21 protein-coding genes are annotated in these 16,999 nt (G+C 53.3%); 7 read left to right on the top strand and 14 right to left on the bottom strand.

The genetic code is table 11. The features are described from left to right. Positions 1–170: 170 nt before the first annotated feature. From ACR0EZ_RS12140 to dctP, 8 genes are all read right to left on the bottom strand, one after another. Positions 171–776 (bottom strand): flavin reductase family protein, encoded by a 606-nt coding sequence (locus ACR0EZ_RS12140; protein ID WP_480613322.1) that lies wholly within the window; start codon positions 774–776, stop codon positions 171–173. 50 nt (positions 777–826) lie between these two features. Next, entirely contained in the window at positions 827–1,462 is a 636-nt protein-coding gene (locus ACR0EZ_RS12135; RefSeq protein ID WP_480613320.1) for a YbhB/YbcL family Raf kinase inhibitor-like protein, read from the bottom strand. 55 nt (positions 1,463–1,517) lie between these two features. Further along, complete coding sequence (locus ACR0EZ_RS12130) at positions 1,518–2,024, bottom strand: YbhB/YbcL family Raf kinase inhibitor-like protein (protein ID WP_480613318.1); 507 nt, start codon at positions 2,022–2,024, stop codon at positions 1,518–1,520. 130 nt (positions 2,025–2,154) lie between these two features. After that, positions 2,155–2,970 carry a helix-turn-helix transcriptional regulator gene (locus ACR0EZ_RS12125; RefSeq protein ID WP_480613316.1) on the bottom strand — a complete coding sequence of 272 codons (816 nt, stop codon included), beginning with the start codon at positions 2,968–2,970 and terminating at the stop codon, positions 2,155–2,157. 55 nt (positions 2,971–3,025) lie between these two features. Then, entirely contained in the window at positions 3,026–3,811 is a 786-nt protein-coding gene (locus tag ACR0EZ_RS12120) for a maleate cis-trans isomerase family protein (RefSeq protein ID WP_480613314.1), read from the bottom strand. Between the two features lie 24 nt (positions 3,812–3,835). Next, positions 3,836–5,152, bottom strand: coding sequence for a TRAP transporter large permease (locus tag ACR0EZ_RS12115; RefSeq protein ID WP_480613312.1), 1,317 nt, complete (start codon positions 5,150–5,152; stop codon positions 3,836–3,838). A 2-nt stretch (positions 5,153–5,154) separates the two neighbouring features. Next, positions 5,155–5,703, bottom strand: a complete 549-nt coding sequence (locus tag ACR0EZ_RS12110; RefSeq protein ID WP_480613310.1) for a TRAP transporter small permease — start codon at positions 5,701–5,703, stop codon at positions 5,155–5,157. Positions 5,704–5,767: 64 nt separating this feature from the next. Next, positions 5,768–6,748: a TRAP transporter substrate-binding protein DctP gene (gene dctP, locus ACR0EZ_RS12105; RefSeq protein WP_170687437.1), complete on the bottom strand. Its 981-nt coding sequence runs from the start codon at positions 6,746–6,748 to the stop codon at positions 5,768–5,770. Positions 6,749–6,879: 131 nt separating this feature from the next. Here dctP and ACR0EZ_RS12100 point away from each other — a divergent pair, with 131 nt between their 5' ends. Further along, positions 6,880–7,521: a GntR family transcriptional regulator gene (locus ACR0EZ_RS12100; protein ID WP_170687412.1), complete on the top strand. Its 642-nt coding sequence runs from the start codon at positions 6,880–6,882 to the stop codon at positions 7,519–7,521. 363 nt (positions 7,522–7,884) lie between these two features. Here the strand turns inward: ACR0EZ_RS12100 and ACR0EZ_RS12095 are convergent, their stop codons facing one another. Together ACR0EZ_RS12095 and ACR0EZ_RS12090 are read right to left on the bottom strand one after the other, a co-directional pair. After that, positions 7,885–8,298 carry a VOC family protein gene (locus ACR0EZ_RS12095; RefSeq protein WP_170720362.1) on the bottom strand — a complete coding sequence of 138 codons (414 nt, stop codon included), beginning with the start codon at positions 8,296–8,298 and terminating at the stop codon, positions 7,885–7,887. Between the two features lie 182 nt (positions 8,299–8,480). Next, on the bottom strand, positions 8,481–8,861 hold the full coding sequence (locus tag ACR0EZ_RS12090; protein ID WP_170720367.1) for a VOC family protein: 381 nt from the start codon (positions 8,859–8,861) through the stop codon (positions 8,481–8,483). A gap of 619 nt (positions 8,862–9,480) precedes the next feature. Between ACR0EZ_RS12090 and ACR0EZ_RS12085 the strand changes: the two genes are divergently transcribed. From ACR0EZ_RS12085 to ACR0EZ_RS12075, 3 genes are all read left to right on the top strand, one after another. Further along, on the top strand, positions 9,481–10,227 hold the full coding sequence (locus ACR0EZ_RS12085; RefSeq protein ID WP_170720370.1) for a bestrophin-like domain: 747 nt from the start codon (positions 9,481–9,483) through the stop codon (positions 10,225–10,227). A gap of 128 nt (positions 10,228–10,355) precedes the next feature. Next, positions 10,356–11,477, top strand: coding sequence for an alpha/beta hydrolase (locus ACR0EZ_RS12080; RefSeq protein ID WP_480613308.1), 1,122 nt, complete (start codon positions 10,356–10,358; stop codon positions 11,475–11,477). 97 nt (positions 11,478–11,574) lie between these two features. Next, positions 11,575–11,889, top strand: a complete 315-nt coding sequence (locus tag ACR0EZ_RS12075) for a hypothetical protein (protein ID WP_170720377.1) — start codon at positions 11,575–11,577, stop codon at positions 11,887–11,889. A 30-nt stretch (positions 11,890–11,919) separates the two neighbouring features. On the opposite strand, the gene ACR0EZ_RS12070 is transcribed toward ACR0EZ_RS12075, so the two are convergent. The 3 genes from ACR0EZ_RS12070 to ACR0EZ_RS12060 form a co-directional block, all read right to left on the bottom strand. After that, positions 11,920–12,747 carry a Clp protease/crotonase-like domain-containing protein gene (locus ACR0EZ_RS12070; protein ID WP_170720380.1) on the bottom strand — a complete coding sequence of 276 codons (828 nt, stop codon included), beginning with the start codon at positions 12,745–12,747 and terminating at the stop codon, positions 11,920–11,922. Beyond that, a complete protein-coding gene (locus tag ACR0EZ_RS12065; RefSeq protein ID WP_480613306.1) occupies positions 12,744–13,139 on the bottom strand; it encodes a lysozyme inhibitor LprI family protein in 396 nt (131 codons plus the stop codon). The genes ACR0EZ_RS12070 and ACR0EZ_RS12065 overlap by 4 nt, the downstream gene beginning before the upstream one ends. Before the next feature lie 288 nt (positions 13,140–13,427). Beyond that, on the bottom strand, positions 13,428–13,730 hold the full coding sequence (locus ACR0EZ_RS12060) for a MarR family winged helix-turn-helix transcriptional regulator (RefSeq protein WP_480485037.1): 303 nt from the start codon (positions 13,728–13,730) through the stop codon (positions 13,428–13,430). Between the two features lie 374 nt (positions 13,731–14,104). Between ACR0EZ_RS12060 and ACR0EZ_RS12055 the strand changes: the two genes are divergently transcribed. The 3 genes from ACR0EZ_RS12055 to ACR0EZ_RS12045 are packed head-to-tail and all read left to right on the top strand — an operon-like array spanning position 14,105 to position 16,135. Next, complete coding sequence (locus tag ACR0EZ_RS12055) at positions 14,105–14,563, top strand: VOC family protein (RefSeq protein WP_170720387.1); 459 nt, start codon at positions 14,105–14,107, stop codon at positions 14,561–14,563. 15 nt (positions 14,564–14,578) lie between these two features. Next, positions 14,579–14,932 carry a DUF1428 domain-containing protein gene (locus ACR0EZ_RS12050; protein WP_480613304.1) on the top strand — a complete coding sequence of 118 codons (354 nt, stop codon included), beginning with the start codon at positions 14,579–14,581 and terminating at the stop codon, positions 14,930–14,932. A gap of 42 nt (positions 14,933–14,974) precedes the next feature. Next, the gene (locus ACR0EZ_RS12045) at positions 14,975–16,135 is read left to right on the top strand and encodes a sialidase family protein (RefSeq protein WP_170720393.1); all 1,161 of its coding nucleotides are present in this window, start codon (positions 14,975–14,977) and stop codon (positions 16,133–16,135) included. Between the two features lie 401 nt (positions 16,136–16,536). Here the strand turns inward: ACR0EZ_RS12045 and ACR0EZ_RS12040 are convergent, their stop codons facing one another. Further along, positions 16,537–16,959: an Lrp/AsnC family transcriptional regulator gene (locus ACR0EZ_RS12040; protein ID WP_480613302.1), complete on the bottom strand. Its 423-nt coding sequence runs from the start codon at positions 16,957–16,959 to the stop codon at positions 16,537–16,539. Positions 16,960–16,999 lie beyond the last annotated feature (40 nt).

Raw genomic sequence — 16,999 nt, 5'->3', positions numbered from 1 at the left:
CCGGGGGCAGTCGCAGCCGATTCCCCGCTATTCTCTGCGGGAAAGATTGGGCGATGTCTTGGGTACCAAGCACCGAATGCTGCATCGTAAATTTGCCACACTGGGAGTTTTGTATCTGTCTGACTGGCGTAGCCAGAGAAAAACTCAATTCCTCTGCCCTTTGAAGAGACTTAAGCGCTTGGCCGCTTGAGGCTGAACAGCTCTGTCACGCGCGCATAGTCCTGATAGCCCAAACGTGCCAAGGGTTGGAACTTGGTAACATCGAAGATGCCATTGATCAGATATTTCTCGTTGAGGTGAATGCCTGTGACTTCACCAAAGACTACGATATTGGAGCTGCCAGGCAGGTCTACAACCTTGGTCAGTTTACACTCCATACTCGCAGGGGCGTGGGCCACACGTGAACAAGGGATCGTTTCGCATTCAGTGCGTTCGAGCCCGGCGAGTTCAAATTCATCGACATCGCGGCTCGCCGACAAAGAGGTCTTGTTCATCGCGTCGCGCATTTCGTGCCCGACTACGTTGACACAGAATACCCCTGTATCGATCACGTTGCCGGTAGAGTCTTTACCGCGTTGGCGGTCCTCTTTGCTGGACGTTGATGCAAACATGACCTGCGGAGGGGAGTAAGAGACACCATTGAAGAACGAATACGGTGCGAGGTTCTCCGATCCATCTGCGCCGCGGGTGGAAATCCAGCCAATCGGTCTTGGTGTGATGAGCGCGTTGAAGGGATTGTGCGGCAGACCGTGGCCGTTTTGCGGTTCGTAAAACATGGGTCGACCCTTGGGGAGCGGAAGCCTCGCCTTTAAGAGGCTCCCGGTGTTTAGACTGCTAAGGCAACGACGTCAGGGTTCATGCTGTAGGTGCCGATATGGGAGACATTTGCCAGGACATGACCTTTCATGGCCGCCAGCGCGTCTGCCCCGGTAAAGGATCCGTGTAGATCCAGCTGGTCAATGTCCAATGCATAGACAGTAAAGTGGTAGTGATGGATGATGCTGTCGTTCCAAGGTGGGCACGGGCCGTCATAACCGCCGTAGTTCCCGCCCATTTCATCATCGCCAGCAAACCAGTCTGTGTAGCTGTTGATCCCGGTACGGCCGTAGGAACGCTGGCCCGCGGTTTTGCCTTTGGCCGTGACCCCAAGACTGTCTGCGCCCTCTGAAATCTCGGATACATTCGCTGGAATGTTCACAACAACCCAGTGGTAAAAATCAACACGTGGCAGATCGGCTGGAACCGTTCTACCCTCTTGATTAACATCGTCTCCGGATGATGGAACATCTGGGTCATGGCAAATGATGGCGAAGGACTTTGTACCTTCAGGTGCGTCGCTCCACGCGATCGAAGGGTTCACGTTATTCGACAATGCGAAGCGACCTTTGGTCGGAATTCTTCCAAAGGCGAACTTAGCGGGTATCGGTGAGCCATTGGCAAAGCTGTTGATTGTAATTTTCATGGGTGTTCTCCGTGAGGAAACGTCACGCCCCGGTGCCAACCCGAGGCGCAAGTGATTAACGATTGTAGACGGCTGTGATGGTGGAAGAGGCCAGGCTGTTGGCGTTCACCATGAACCCGGCCAGTGCATTGCTGACGGAGTTGTCCAACTCCAGAGTGGTGCCGAGAGCATGAACCGTGAAGTTGTAGCGGTGCACCTCACCCGGCGGTGGGCATGCGCCGCCGAAGCCTTCCGCGCCATAGTCGTTGGTCAGTTCCACTACACCTGTCGGGACCGCCGCGCCGCTGGGCAATTCACTTACTTCTGCCGGGATGTTGAAAGCGAACCAGTGCCACCAGCCAGAACCAGTTGGCGCATCTGGGTCGTAGACAGTGACCGCGTAGCTTTCGGTACCCTCGGGTGCACCAGACCAAGCCAACGTCGGAGCAATGTTGCCGCCTTCACAGCCAAAGCCTTGAAAAACCTGGGCTGCGTCAAGCTGGGTGCCTTCTGCAATATGGGGGCTGGTCAGCTTGAAGTTATCCGCCACAACGGGGGAAGCGAAGCCGCTTACTACCAGCATGGGCGCAAGAAGAGATGTGCGTAGCATTGTTCAGTTCCTTTCCTGAACTTTCGTGTTGTCGATGGAGCTAACTTAGACACGACGCACAAGTGCCGCCTCTGACAGCCACGCAAATAATGTCGAAATTCGATCAACCTTTCGCGGAGCGGATGTCTTTTGGCCTAATCCCGAACCTATTTTGGAAAGCGTCCGAAAAATGAGATGGCGTTTTAAAACCGCAATCCATTGCGATTGCGGAGATTTGGCTGTCTGTGGTTTGCAGCAAACTCAACCCTCGTTCCAATCGCGTGTGCAATAGAATCTTTGCAAACCCCTGACCTGTTTTTGACAGCCATCGTCGCATGGTAGCTTCGCTCATCGCGAAATGGTCAGCGACGTCCCCGGCCATCCAAGGATGGCTGAGGTCCGTTTCGATCAAGCGGCGGACTTGACTGATTGGATCGTCTTCAACTTGCGTTGGCAGATTGAATCCCTGTGCGCGAAGCCAGAGTAAAGGCTCTAATAGTCGATGCTTTTTTATCATTTCCGAAAGCGAGGCGTTGTTCAGCGTATCTGTGATCAAGCTAAGGATATCAGATGGGTTGTGCTCTGAAGCTCTAACAATTTGGACGCCCCTTTCAGCCTGCGTTTTGGGCACATCAGAGAAAACGCCATCCACCAAATCGTGAGAAAAGCAGACTCCCAAAGCGCGGTAGGTTTCATTCATGACCGGCCGGTTTTCCATGGTGACCATGGCGCCCGGTGGAAAGATCATCAAATCCCCTTCTTCGCCAAGCATTTCGCCTTGGGTCGGATGCAGAACGTATTTGCTGCCGCGTTGAATAAAGAACAGGAAAGTCAGCCGAAAATAGAGTTCCGTAAACGTTGCTGTTGTCGCTTGAGTAATCGGATAGATGGATACCTGATGCGACACTTCCAAAGCTTCAGTTTTCGGTTCACGGTTCACGATTTGGTCTCGCTTGGAAATACGCTGCCCCACGGGAGAGCAGCGCAGAAAATAATCAGGCCACTTCTTGCAAGGACGCTGTCATGCCGTTTGACAGCAGTGCACCGCCGCCCGGTGCAACCTCAGTCAAATCCAGACGACGTAATATTTGGCGCGTCGTTGCAACGGCGGCTGACAGAGTTGGAAGTCCGGACGCACGTTCAATCATTTCGACTGATGGGAGCGACGGCATTTGGACACAGGCAGATGCAACAATGGCATCGACACCGCGCGTATCAAGCTTGCGCCAAAGCTCGGCAGGAGCTGTTGGGTCTTGTGACGCGACTTTGAGGTTGTCCGGAATTTCCAGTGCAAGGAAGTCCTGCACTTCGATACCCTCGTTCTCGATATAATCCACAACCATTTTCGTGAGCGGCTTCATATACGGGCAGATGATCGAGACCTTTTTGATCCCGAGATCCTTCATTCCATCGATGAGCGCGCCCGCAGAGTTCAGGACAGGAGTTGGGCATCCATTGTCGACCGTCGCTTGATTGAGTTTGACTTCAGATTTTCGGTGATAGCCCAACCCCATGGACATAATCGCAACCAGACACGCATAGGCCTGCACTTCGACTGCCGCGTCGGACAACTCGACCGCGCAACGCTGGCTGTCGGCGTCCATAGCTTCAAGCTCTTCCTTCACCACACTTTTCATCCGCATGCGGGACGAATGAAACGCGAAACGATCGGGCAGGATCGTCTCCCGCGCTTTCAAAAGTGCGGGAATTTCCGTTTCCATGGTGACGTTGGAGCTGGGAACAATCAGGCCAACGCGGCGGTACTTTGTAGCAAAAGACATGGTCTTTCCTTTCAGGAGATAGGGTTAGAGCGCGGGGCCCATGACGACTTCGGGCAACCAGGTTGCGATGCCCGGGAAGACACAAAGCAAGATGATGGCGATCAACATGCAGGCAACGAAAGGGAGGGAACCGGTCAGGATGGTCTTCAACGAAATATCGGGGGCGATACCGTTGATGACATAAAGATTCAGGCCAACGGGTGGAGAGATCAGCCCGATTTCCATGTTGATCGTCAGGATCACGGCAAACCAGATCGGATCAAAGCCGGCGGTTGTAATGATTGGCAACAAGATCGGAGCCGCCATCAGGATCACCGCGACCGGAGGAAGGAAGAAGCCCGCAATGATTAGGAAGATGTTCACAGCGATCATCAAAACCCAAGGGTTCACGTCCAGCGTCCCGATCCAGGTCGCAATGCTTTGCGTGATGAAAAGGCTCGACAGCATGTAAGAGAACACGCCGGCGGCTGCGATGATGAACAGGATCATCACGCTTTCCTTGGTGCTGTCCTGCAAGATCATCCAGATTTTGCGGATATCCCAAAGCTTGTAGATGACGATGGCCACGACAAGACACAGGATTGCGCCGACTGCCGCCGTTTCTGACGGCGTGGCAACGCCACCGTACATGGTATAAAGTACGCCGATGATGATGGCGACGAACGGCACAACACGCGGCAGAACTTCGAACTTTTGCCTCCAGGAATAACTGCGCGCGGTCAGCAGCGCGGTATCGCCGGATCGCCAGGTCGCGTAGAGCGACCAAATCATGAAGAGCCCCACCAAAAGCAGGCCGGGTAAGACACCTGCCAGAAACAGACGGCCAATCGAGGTCTCTGTTGCGATCCCGTAGACGATCATCGTGACCGAAGGCGGGATCAGGATACCCAGCGTGCCGCCCGCCGCGATAGAACCCGTCGCGATCCCTTCCGGGTAGCCGCGTTTGCGCATTTCTGGAATGCCCATTTTGCCGATCGCAGCGCAGGTTGCGGGGCTCGATCCAGACATTGCAGCGAACAATGCGCAGGCGCCCAGGTTCGAGACCACCAGCCCGCCGGGGATACGCGTGAGCCATCTTTCGAGTGCTTCGTAAAGGTCTGCGCCCGCTCGTGTGGATGCAATAGATGCCCCCATGATGATGAACATCGGGATCGAGAGAAGCGCAAAGCTGTCGAGCTTTCCAAAGAAGATTTCCGGCATCAGCTCTAACGACCGAATGCCGTCAAAGACCAACAAGAAGCCTGCGGAGACGATCATCAAGCCTACGGCAACGGACACGCCAGAGAACAGAACAAGGATTGTGCAAACGCCGACAAGAGCGCCAAGGATGAGGGGGTCCATCGTTATGCCTCCAACCCAAACGGGGTTTCAGATTTTGTGAGGAGTGCGACGAGATCAGCGACGAGTTGCAAAAGCAACAAACCGAAGCCGACAGGTAGCGACAGATACGGTATCCACAACGGAACGGCTGTGACCGTATCAGATGTCCAACCACGCTTGTAGGCAAAGTGCCAATACTCGTAGCCGTAGAACAGCAGCAGAACCGTGATGATAATGGACAAGCCGAGGGTCAGAACTGCAAGGCCAAACCGAGCGCGACCCCGCAATGCCAAGGGGATCAAATCAACGTTGACGTGCCCTCGCTGATATTGAACGAAGGGCAACCCGACCAATGTTGCGGCGATGACGAGGTAGACGACGATCTCTGTTTGCCACACAGTCGATCCATTCAGGACAAATCGAACAAAGATCATCTGACAAGTCAGAACGACTGCTGTCAGGATCATTAATGCAGAGCACCAACCGGCGGCGCTTGAAATTTTGTGGATGGATCGAACAATTTGGTTGTCACTTGTCGTTCGAACAATTGCTGCTGGGGCGTGTCCGGACATGGCAGGCGTCCTTTGCTTTCGTGAAAAGGTTGTCCGAGGCGCATTGGCCCCGGACGCAACAGGGCTATTCGACGGCCAAAGCGAGATCCAAAAGCTCCTGACCGCCGGGAACTTCGGCGACAAAAGTGGCATATGACGTCTCTTGCGCCAGCGTTTGCCAATCTTGGAAGTCTTCAGCGGTCATTTCAGCGATCTCCACGCCGGCTGCGCTGAAGACCTCAACCGATTTCGCGTCCTGAAGTTTCGCCTGTTCGAGGTAATGCGCCTCGGCTTTCTCCGCTGCGGCGAGGAGTGCGGCCTGCTGCTCATCCGACAAGCTTTCAAACGTGGACTTGTTCATCAAAAGCGGCTGATACAGGAACCACAGCGCAATGTCGGAGGCCGGCGTATAACACGCGACCTGTTCGAAAATCCGGTAGGACACAAACGAGGAAGATGATGTGTTTGCTGCATCCAAAACACCCGTCTGCATGGCCGAATAGATTTCTGACGACGCCATCGACGTAATCGATGCACCTGCCCCTACCAACATTTGCTCAAAAGACTTTCCAGCGGCGCGGGTTTGTAGTCCTTCGACATCGGATGGATTGGTGATGCATTTGTCCTTGCCGACAAAGCCGCCTGCCAAATAACCGTGCACAAGAACCATCACGTCATCTTCAGCCATCTTTTCTTCGAGTGCCTCCATGAAGGGAGACTGGCTCAAACGCGCGGCATGATCGTGGTTCTTTACGAGACCCGGCATCAAAGTGAGGTTGAATGACGGTTGTTGCCCACCTGCATAGGACAGCGGGAAAACCGTCATATCAAGCTGGCCCCGTGACAGTGGCCGATACTGTTCACGCGGCTTAAAGAGCGACTTGGACGGGAAGATCTTGATCTCAAGATCCACATCCGCGGCGGCGACTTCATCAGCAACGATTTGAGCGACCTCATGCCTGACATCTGCGGTCGACCATTGGTGAGAGAGGCGCAGCTCTTCCGCCTGTGCGCTGCCCGCAAAAAGCGCCAAGCCCAATGCAGTTGATCGTGCAAAATTTTTCATTGTGATTCCTCCTTGTGGATTATTACATGACTTATATGTATACATATAGCAACTAAAAAAATCCTGTTGATGCTTTTTTGTATGGAATTGGAATCCGCTGCACTGTATGAAAATGTTGGAAAGGAGCAGCCATGCCGCGCGCATCAGATATTCTTATCGAGCAGATAAAAAACGAGATTTTCAGTGGGTTACTGAAGCCTGGCGATCAGTTGGAAGAGGCTGAACTGTCCAAAAGATTTGGCGTCAGCCGCACTCCAATACGCGAAGCGATAAGGTCAATGGTGGATGGCGGGTTTCTCGAAACGAGGCCTCGCAAAGGTGCCATAGTACGCGTTTTGTCTGCGAAAGAGTTGAACGACTTATTCGAAGTCGCGGCGGAACTTGAAGGGATGGCGGCGCGTTTAGCCAGCGAGTCTTTGACGCTTTCACACAAAAAGTCGATCCAAGAAGGCTTGCAACAATGCAAGGACGCAGCCGCGAAAGAAGACCCAACTGCCTACGCCGCTGCAAACCTCGTATTTCACGCAGCCATTCACCGAGCAGCCGGAAACGAATGGCTCAGTGATCAACTGGAGCGACTTCAAGCTCGCATCAACGTCTACCGGCTGTTGCCATATGAAGTTGTCGGTCGACTGGAAAAATCGGTCGAAGAGCATGAGCAGATTGCCGACGCGATCTTCAACAAGGATGGAGCAACTGCGAACACTTTGATGCGCGATCACATCATGCTGCAAGGCGCACGATTACCAAGTTTGCTGAAAGCCCTGGAGTAATGCACTTCAGATACCATTCGAGTTTGGACTTGTCGCGATCATTGGAGACGACGCTCCATCTTTCATACCCAACTTCGCTTGATCATAGGAAGCGGCCCACAAGAGACGTTCGACACCCAGCTGGCTTTCTGCGGTCGCAGCCTGCTTTGCTGACATTCGCTGCAAATGCAAAATCTCGACATCTGCGAATTCACAGGATGCGGGACAAACCTGCCATTGGATTGAAAGTTGCTGCGGTGTCGATCCTTGGAGCTATGGGCTCCCTCCGGACCTTCGTCGCCGGACTTTTAGGTGGACGTAGCGCGAGGCTTTTCGGCTGTGTATCAAATGTCCGGCTTTGTAGCTCGGTGATAAACTAATGTCTCAATCGCTTTCACCATCTTTGTGGCAGACGACCTCAAGCTTGATGCCGTGTGGGTCGAGCCAATAGGCCGCATAGTGCGTCCCGTATTGAGGAAACTCTTGGGGTGCGTTCAGAATATGTGACTTCCGCGAGAGTGCCCAATTGTACGCCTCACGCACGACCTCACGCGTTTCCACCGAAAAGGCTAAGTGCTGTAACCCCGTAGCATGGCGCGAATAGTGCCCATTGTCCCTCGCTTGGTAGAAGAACAGCTGCGTCCCGAGTTTTCCATCCGGTCCGTAGTTGAACTCCGGTTCGGTTTTGAACCACTCCTTGAAACCAAGGATCGGCATTAGATCGTCATAGTAGGCCTTCGCCGTCGCAAGATCCGGCACCGCGACACCGATATGATCTATGAACCCCGTTCTGGGCATGACTGCTCCACAGATTAATTAGTCTTGTGGCACTAACGTTGTGCCGTGATCAGCGAGCTGATTTTTTCTCTTGGATTCGACATCAAGGTTATATTGGGCGTTTCACAAGATGCAAATGTCGAAAGGCTGGCGCTTGTTCCCGACCGTGGTTGCGTGGCTGCCAGTGTGTTGCACTCTGTTTGCTATGCCAGTCTGTTGCTAACCTCGACCAAATTGTCATCGGGGTCGCGGAAGTAGACAGACATCAGCTTTCCGACGGCGCCCAGTTTCTCAGAAGGCCCTTCGACGATAGTGACGTCATGCGCGCGAAGCTTCTCGGTGATTTCTTCGATTGGCGTATCTGTCAATAGGCAGAAATTGCCGCTTCCCGGAACAGTTTTCTTCGCCAGATTTGGTGCTGTGCCCGCATCTTGGAGACTGATTTTGTTTGAACCGAAATGTAGGGACCATTTGCCGGGGCGTTCCTCTCGCGGGGACATACCTAGCAGGTGTTGATAGAACTCAAGCGTTGCGTCGACGTCGCGAACGCAGAGCACGATGTGATCGAAGCCGTAGATGTTCATGGACAAAGCATAACGGAAAACAAAGAAACATCCGAGACGCAAGACCATGGAGATGATGGAGCAATGTCAGCCCGCCAACCTAGACACCCCGTCGGATATCAGGGACACATCGTCGTCCGCGAAGCGGTTTGAGACTTGGTCAGCGGAAACCATAAGGGCCAGCAGCCGCGTGCACGGCGCAAACAGGCCGGGCACACGACTGCATCTGACAGACGCTCGTATCAGCTCAAAATACCTTGCCATGCAGGAACCATCCACGCAGGACCTTCGCTACATTTGTACAATCTGCATGCACGACGTTCACGCACGCAATTTGCGAAGATCGTCCGGCACCCTCACGCATACGGGGTTTTGTTGCATTTTTTGAGGTACGATGTTGCCATTGTAACAGGAGTTTGCGGCTCCACACCCAAGCACACCATTGTTGCACTGACAATCTTGTTGATCTTAATCGGCGATTGGGTTTCAACTTTCCGGCAACAGTTCGCCTAAACTGGCAGTTGTACTGGAAGACGCTGCAGTTGAGACCAGTTTCCTTTTGGGTAGTACTACAAGTTGCATCTTCGTTTCAGCGTCGATGTATCATTCGACAAAAGGACCGGTGGGAGCAAGATACCGAATGCTGACAGCAGTATTGATCGTTCTCGCTACTATTTCTTCGGTTTACGGCGTTTACTTCCTTGCCCGGCTGGTACTGGGCTCGAACCCAAACCAAGAAACGCGAGACCTTGCAGCCTCAATTTTGTTCCGAATTGCCGCTTTGCACAGCCTGGTTCTTGCCTTGGTCTTTGCCTCCGAAGTAGTTGACTACCATCAATTGTCATTCGAAAGCGCCGTCGAAACCAACGCTGTGTCTGATGCGTATTACGACGCGATCAGATATGGTGAGGAAGAAACGGGGGCGATTCAAGCTGCGCTTCGCAATTATTTGTCGATTGCTGCTAACTCGGAATGGGAGAGCCTGGGAAAAACAGGAGATTTACTTGATTCAGGATGGGAAGCCTGGGGCATCGCCTACGATGCGGCACTAGAGCTTGATCCCCAGACCGCACGCCATGAGTCCATCCGAGACAACTTACTCGATAACCTTAGTCTCGTCTCTGACAGCCGCGATCTCAGAGAATATCAAGCAAAATCGTCCTTGAGCTCTCTGTTTTGGATTGCCGCAATATCCGGCGTTCTGCTCTTATCCATCGGGTATTTCCCATTCCCGCCGATTAGAGAGAACCTCATCCTGTTGGGGGCTTTTGCGACATATACCGGGTTTGTTCTGTTTACCACTTACGCTATGTCTAATCCCTATCGTATGCCGGCGGCCCTGGACCCTGTCTTATTTCATGATTTGGCACAGGAGCTTGGCAATTGAGGCTCCACATCTCTTGGGCTATGCCTACTTCAAACCTACGATCATATTGCCGTTCGTATGCACTATCCGGAAAACCAGCACTTGATAAAGTCAGAAGCAAGTTAGGTGCTTCTCGAGTGCGAAAGAGTATGATTGCGACGCATTTCTTTCGGAAACTACTTCCTGTGTTTTTCACGGCAACTATTTTGGTTGCCGCCTGTTCGCGTCCTCCTAACGTGATTGGTGTCGCCGATCCTGAAAGAAGCCCTGAGATGGAAACGCAGGTCTCTCGTCACGATATGTTTATAGCCACAACACGTTCACCCTCGCCCGATACCGCTGAGCTTTTTTCGTCAGAAAGATCTGACAAGTTGGGATTGGCGGTTGTCACCGTGACGATCCCACCCAACCACCAGCCCGGTGAAATCACGCGCCCCCGGAGGCTCCCTCCGGACGCCAGCCGGGACTTTACGGTCGTTGATCCAATAGTGTTTCAGGATAGCTCGGGGTTTGTGGCAAAAATCAACAATGCACTCTCCGAAAGACCGCGAGAAAACAGAGACGTGTTGGTCTTTGTCCATGGCTACAACAATACACTGAGTGACGCGGTGCTACGCGTCGCACAATTCGTTGAAGATTCCGGATTTGAAGGCGTGCCGGTCTTGTTTTCCTGGGCATCAGCCGGTCAGGTTGCGAAATATGCCTATGACCTGAACAGCGTCCTTGCGGCTAGGCCGTTGTTGGAAGAGGCCTCCGGTCTGATCGTTCAAACAAATGCCTCCGGGTTCGATGTATTTGCACATTCCATGGGAACACTTTTGGTCACAGAAGTCATGGTCCAGTCGGACTTACAGGGATCGCTCGGCAGTTCAGGGCGTCTAAGGAACATCCTGTTTGCGGCGCCGGATATAGACGTGGACGTGTTCGCGTCTCAACTCAGCCAGATTACCAACAACCCTGGAAATCTTTATGTCCTCATTTCCGATGGCGACCCCGCATTGGGGCTCTCGCGCCAGGTTGCCGGGGGCATCGACCGCGTTGGAGATGCTGAGGTGGACGAACTGGCCGGACTTGGCATCACTGTTATTGATCTCAGCGACATCGATGATTCCAGGACCGGGTCGCATTCCAAGTTTGCGGGCTCACCCGAAGTGGTGCAACTCGTAGGACGCACATTGCAGCAGCATGGATATTCGGAAAAGCGGACCGACACCATTGTGCTGGATGCGTTGCAACTTATCCCGAACACGGTGGAAAACTTAAGCAACTAAGAGGCTCAAGCGACAGACAGCGCAGATTGGCAAGTCTGATTGGCACGGCGATGACCAAATGCGCCTCTGAGCAACACGCATTTTTGGAGGACTAACAGTGAAACGAGTACTGGCCCTGCTGCTCATAATCACGTCCGGGTGTGACGTTACTTCCGATGATCTGGCGCAGCCCGCCTATGTGATCGATGGTATCGCAGCAACTGTGCAACAAACCGGCGATGAAGCTGTTGTGACGCTTGATACAGAAAACCCCTCCGATTGGGACGGGCAACAGAAAATGGTGCAGCGGGCACTGGAGGCAGCAGGGGTTTTGACCGGGTGTTATGCATCACCAAAACCGGACCAGGAACTGGACGCTTATATCGCAGGAGCGCAGCCCGTTCGCATTGCCGTCGATCTCCAGTGTTTCTGAACGTTGTGGGCGATTGATTGAGTTCAATCGCTACTGCGTAGGAGCTTCTTCTGGATCTAGCGGCGCAACAAACACGTTTCGTATCACTTGCCGACTGGTCGCATAGTCTCCCTCACCCAGGTACTGAATCGGACCCAAACCAAGACGCTTCATGTCCTCCAAGGTATATGTCCAACCTGCTCGCCCACTTTGACGCCAAGCCTCAATATTGCCGGGACGAAGGCCATGCACAGTGAACTCGGCATCAATGCCGAGAGTTGCGAAGAATTCCGCTTCGTCTTGTCGCGAGGCGTTTGCCAACTCGATTTGCTGATCGACTGCCTGCTCAATGTCCGCGTCAGAGGCATCTTCTGGCAGGACTGGGAGGAGTGCCGCTCTAAGCGACTCTCGTTCGAGATCCTCGCCACTCTTTCCGGGAATACTCAAAGCGGTAACCTCGTATTGCGTTTCAGAGCCATGCCAACCCACGAAAGAGTCGGCACGAATGCTGCGAGATGTCCCTGCCGGAAAAACGTAGTTGGCGCAGGAAGAAAAGCAGATCGCATCAACGACAACCGACAGGCCTTGATCATAAATCCAGCGCCCGATGACACGACCAACGTGTGTATCGCCGCCCAGTGAGTTGATCACAAAACGCCTAGCAGCTGACGTGTCTTCCGTCGCAACGAAATCCAAGAAAACGTCCTGTGACGCAAGTGAGATTGCACCCGAATAGTGGATTGCATCTCCCTCAATCCATATCCGCGCCGGGTCATCTTCTGCAAACTCAGGAACAGGTACTTCGGCCAACGCGATACTTACGCCGATTGCAGCGACGATGGCCGCAGAAACGCTGAATTGGAGAAGACGCGGACTCATGGAAGGGAGTCCATTAGCTCAGCGATCCGTGACCGGGTCAACTCAACATGGCACGCGCCTTCAGCGATACCAGCCCCGGACCCACCACCGAACAATGCAGCACTATAGCTGCATTGTGTATCACGATAAGCAACCCAAGCCGTTTGCGCCGCTTCCAAGGCGGGCAGAGCAACATCGCGTTCGTTCACACGGTCCAACTCACTGGCTGCGTCTTGTGCAAAACCAATTGCCTCATCCAGCGCTTGATTGAGAATTCGGACTTGCGCATCGACGCAGGAGGCAATCTCAACTTGGCTGGAGACTTGTACACCGCACTCCATGGCCGTGTCTGCGGATATTGGCGACAGGGACGAAATTAACAATAATGAAGAAACGAATGCAGTTCTGATCATATACAGCTCCAACATTTGAGATTTTTCTGTTTCCAATGATTGCCACTCAAGTGTGCCTAAACAACCCATCTTGCGTTGGAAATCGAAGGTTTCACGACTTGGTTCCCAATCTTCTAGATGTGGATCGCCGAATTAGTAGCCCAAAGCGCTCACTCGACCCGGCTCTCAGTTACCGCGGATGCAGCCAGCCAAGTCGCCATTCGCCGCGACAAAAAAAATCGGAACCTTGGCGAACTTAAATTCTGCGGTATTAATCCGGCTTTGGGGTTTCTATTCCAGAAGTTCCATTTAGGTTTCCCCAAAAGACAGGGACAATAAGTCAGCCTTTAAAAGCTGCGTGTCGTCTCTTCCGAGTAGTGCATCAACGTCGTCATGGGTTTTTCGCCAGACAGGAACGGCCTGAACCAGTAGGTCACGGCCCGCGTCTGACAAACCGACGCGCCTGCTGCGTTTGTCGCTGCTGTCCGGTTGCATATTCAGAAGCCCCCGACGCTCTAATGGTTTCAAATTTGCAGTCAGGGTTGTGCGATCCATGGCCAGGAACTTCGCCAATTCGCCAAGTCTCGGTGCCCCCGGGCGATTCAACGCCATCAAAAGTGAGTACTGGCCGTGGGTCAAACCCAGCGGTCTCAGAGCGTCATCAAATCGCCTGGCAATTGCCCGTGCGGCACGCTGAAGGTGTAGACACAAGCACCGATCCCGAACCTCATGGGTAACTTCAATTGGCAAGTCGGATCTCATATTTTCCGTTTACGTTGACATCAACGTTTCTGTCAATATTGTGTTGTTTGTGGAACAGAGATTCTTGAGTTGGTGCGCAATGAGATTGCTCACCGATTATGCCTGACAAGGGATCAAGGCGCTTGAATCGGGCGGCCTCAGATCGCGTTCAACGGTGGTCAGGAATGGCAGTAGTATCTCGCTTCCAACTGGAACGGATACCCTTAGAAAACAGGAGTTGCATAATGCAAAAGGTCCGCACCTGCCTTTGGTTTGAGAGTGGCGGCGCGGATGCAGCGGCGTTTTACGTGTCATTGCTGCCTGATAGCCAGTTGGAAACCGTTCTAACGCCGGACGTGGAGGAGCCGTTGTTGGTGGACTTCACACTTGCAGGTGCTCCGTTTCAGATTCTGAATGGTGGTCCTCACTTTAAGCTGACCGAAGCGGCTTCGATCAGTGTGCTTGCAAAGGATCAGGGTGAAATCGACCGTCTCTGGGCGGCGCTGACCTCGGGTGGGGGTGAGGAAGCTCAGTGTGGTTGGCTCAAAGATCGTTGGGGCCTGTCCTGGCAAATCTACCCGCAAGTACTGCTTGATATGCAGGCTGCCAAAGACCAGGCCGCTGCAGAGCGAGCGCGCCAAGCGATGTACAAGATGAAGAAGATCGACATTTCCAAATTGGAAGCCGCATTTGCAGCATCATAAATCAAGGAGTTTGGTGTGACCTATATTACTGTTGCAGCCTATGCCGTCCCCACGGCGAACAAGGATGTCTTCATTGCACATTCCAAAGAAGTGACGCCTTTGTTCAAAAAGCATGGCGCACTCGCCGCCGTGGACGCTTGGGGCGATGATGTTCCGGACGGCAAAGTCACGTCATTCCCAATGGCTGTGAAGTGCGAACCGGATGAAACCGTCGCCTATTCGCACGTCATCTGGCCCGACAAGGAGACCCACGATGCAAACATGGAAAAGGTCATGTCCGAGATGCAGGCGTCTATGGACAACAATCCAATGCCCTTTGATGGCAAACGCATGATTTTTGCGAGTTTCCAATCACTGGTCGAGGTCTAGCGGGCGGCAAGCAGCCTGTTCAGGCAACGTGGAGTGAAAGCAATGTCGTCCTCAGAAACAACAATTCTTATTGGCACAACAAAAGGCGCTTTTCTGCTTCGGCGCGATGGTGCGGAAGGTCCATGGATAGTTGATGGTCCGTACTGCGACGGCTGGCCCATCAATCATTTTACGAGCGATCCGGAAACGGGGACAATCTGGGCCGGCGGCGGCAGCGATTGGAATGGCGCAGGCGTCTGGCGCTCAGACGATGGCGGCAAAACGTGGAATGTCACGCGGCTTAGCAAAGGTGAATTGGACAATTGGGCTGCCAATGATCCAGATTTCGCCGAAATGATTGGTTGGATAGATGAACAGCTCCCGTTTGAAGACAAGTTTTCCCAAATTTGGTCTTTGCATTACACCGACGGGAACCTCTATGCCGGAACCAAGCCTGCAAAGCTGCTGAAAAGCTCAGACGGCGGAAAGACATGGGAAGATTTACGCAGCCTGAGCGAGCATGAGTCAGCCGACAGCTGGAACCCGGGCGCAGCTGGGCTGACTTTGCACACAATTATTTCTGATCCCGACAATCCTCAGAAACTTTGGGTCGGAATATCCGCGGCTGGTGTATTTGCTTCCGAAGACGGTGGCCAAACCTGGGAACGGCGTAACAGGCTATCAAATACACAAGACTGCGGTCACCACGATCATCCTGCAGCGCCTCGTGATTGCGAGACAGGACACTGCGTACACAACATGATGCGCGCGAACGGGGCTGACGACTTACTTTATCAGCAGAACCACCATGGTGTCTGGCGTTCATCGGATGGTGGCCGCAGTTGGTACAACATAACGGATGGTCTGCCTTCGACGTTTGGCTTTCCGATCCGTGTGCATCCGCGCGACTCCAAAACGATATGGACCCTGCCACTCAACGGAGATTCGGTGGGCCGGTATCCGCCAAACGCGGCTGCTGCAGTATGGCGGTCCCGCGATGGCGGTGAGACATGGGAGGCAATGCGAAAGGGGCTTCCACAGACGGGTTGCTTCTTCACCGTTCTACGTCAGGCGATGGCCGGCGATACGGATGATCCGCCTGGACTCTATTTTGGCACAAACAGTGGTTCAGTGTTTGCCAGCCACGACGAAGGTGAATCTTGGCGCGAGATTTCCCGGCATTTACCCACAATTCTGGGGATCGAAGTTCAAGAACGACTGTAAACGGCCCAAAGAAGACATCCAGGGCACCGCTCGGATGAAGCATCGGCGCCCGCTTTGCCGCCATTCGCTGCAGCTGCATAATTTGGTCTGGTTCGGACTCACAGATTACCGACAAAGCCGCCATCATCACCATCGCAAGCAATTACGGTTGCCAGCCCAAACCGCAAATTCATAACTGGACTTTGCGATCCCGGCTTAGCCGGCTCTTCAGGCGATGTAGTTTGGGTCTGTATCGGCACAGTACTCGTTCACAAACGCAACAAGTCTATGATTGCGAAGCATCGCACGTCCTAAATCCAGCTATTCAGGAACATGAATTTTGCTAGCACCATATCCTTGCACCCGCCCGCCCGGTGCCTTGGGTAGAAGTCGTTTTGTCGTGTGACCGGTTTGAACGAGCCTCAAAAATCCCGTAAAATTTTAACCAGCGTTTCTGAGTGTCGAATTTCTCCGGTGGCAATAAGGTCCCTCATGAACCTCTCGAGAACATCAGGGTCAAGTGACTTCAGCACCACCGCGAGATCAAACTCGCCGGATACTCCATAGCAAGCAGAAACCCATCCGGATGTGCGTATCAGTGATGAAAACTTCTCGACCTCTCCCCGTTTGACCATCTGAACCAGAATGATGGCGCCCAGCCCGTCGTTAGCCTGTCCGCGCTCTGCAATCGTGTAGCGCGCGATTCTGCCGCTAGATTCAAGACGGGCGATCCTCGCTACGACTGCGGTTCTTGACCGACCGACTTTACGTGAAATCTCTGCAACAGGTGTCCTCGCATCCATTCTGAGTATCCCGAGGATCTTTTCATCTATTTGGTCGACCATCTGTACCGGTCCCCTTTTGCCTGCCCAAACCGAAGACAAT

It is taken from the genome of Ruegeria sp. AK4 (assembly GCF_056541025.1).
This window is presented reverse-complemented; position numbering and strand designations above follow the sequence as displayed.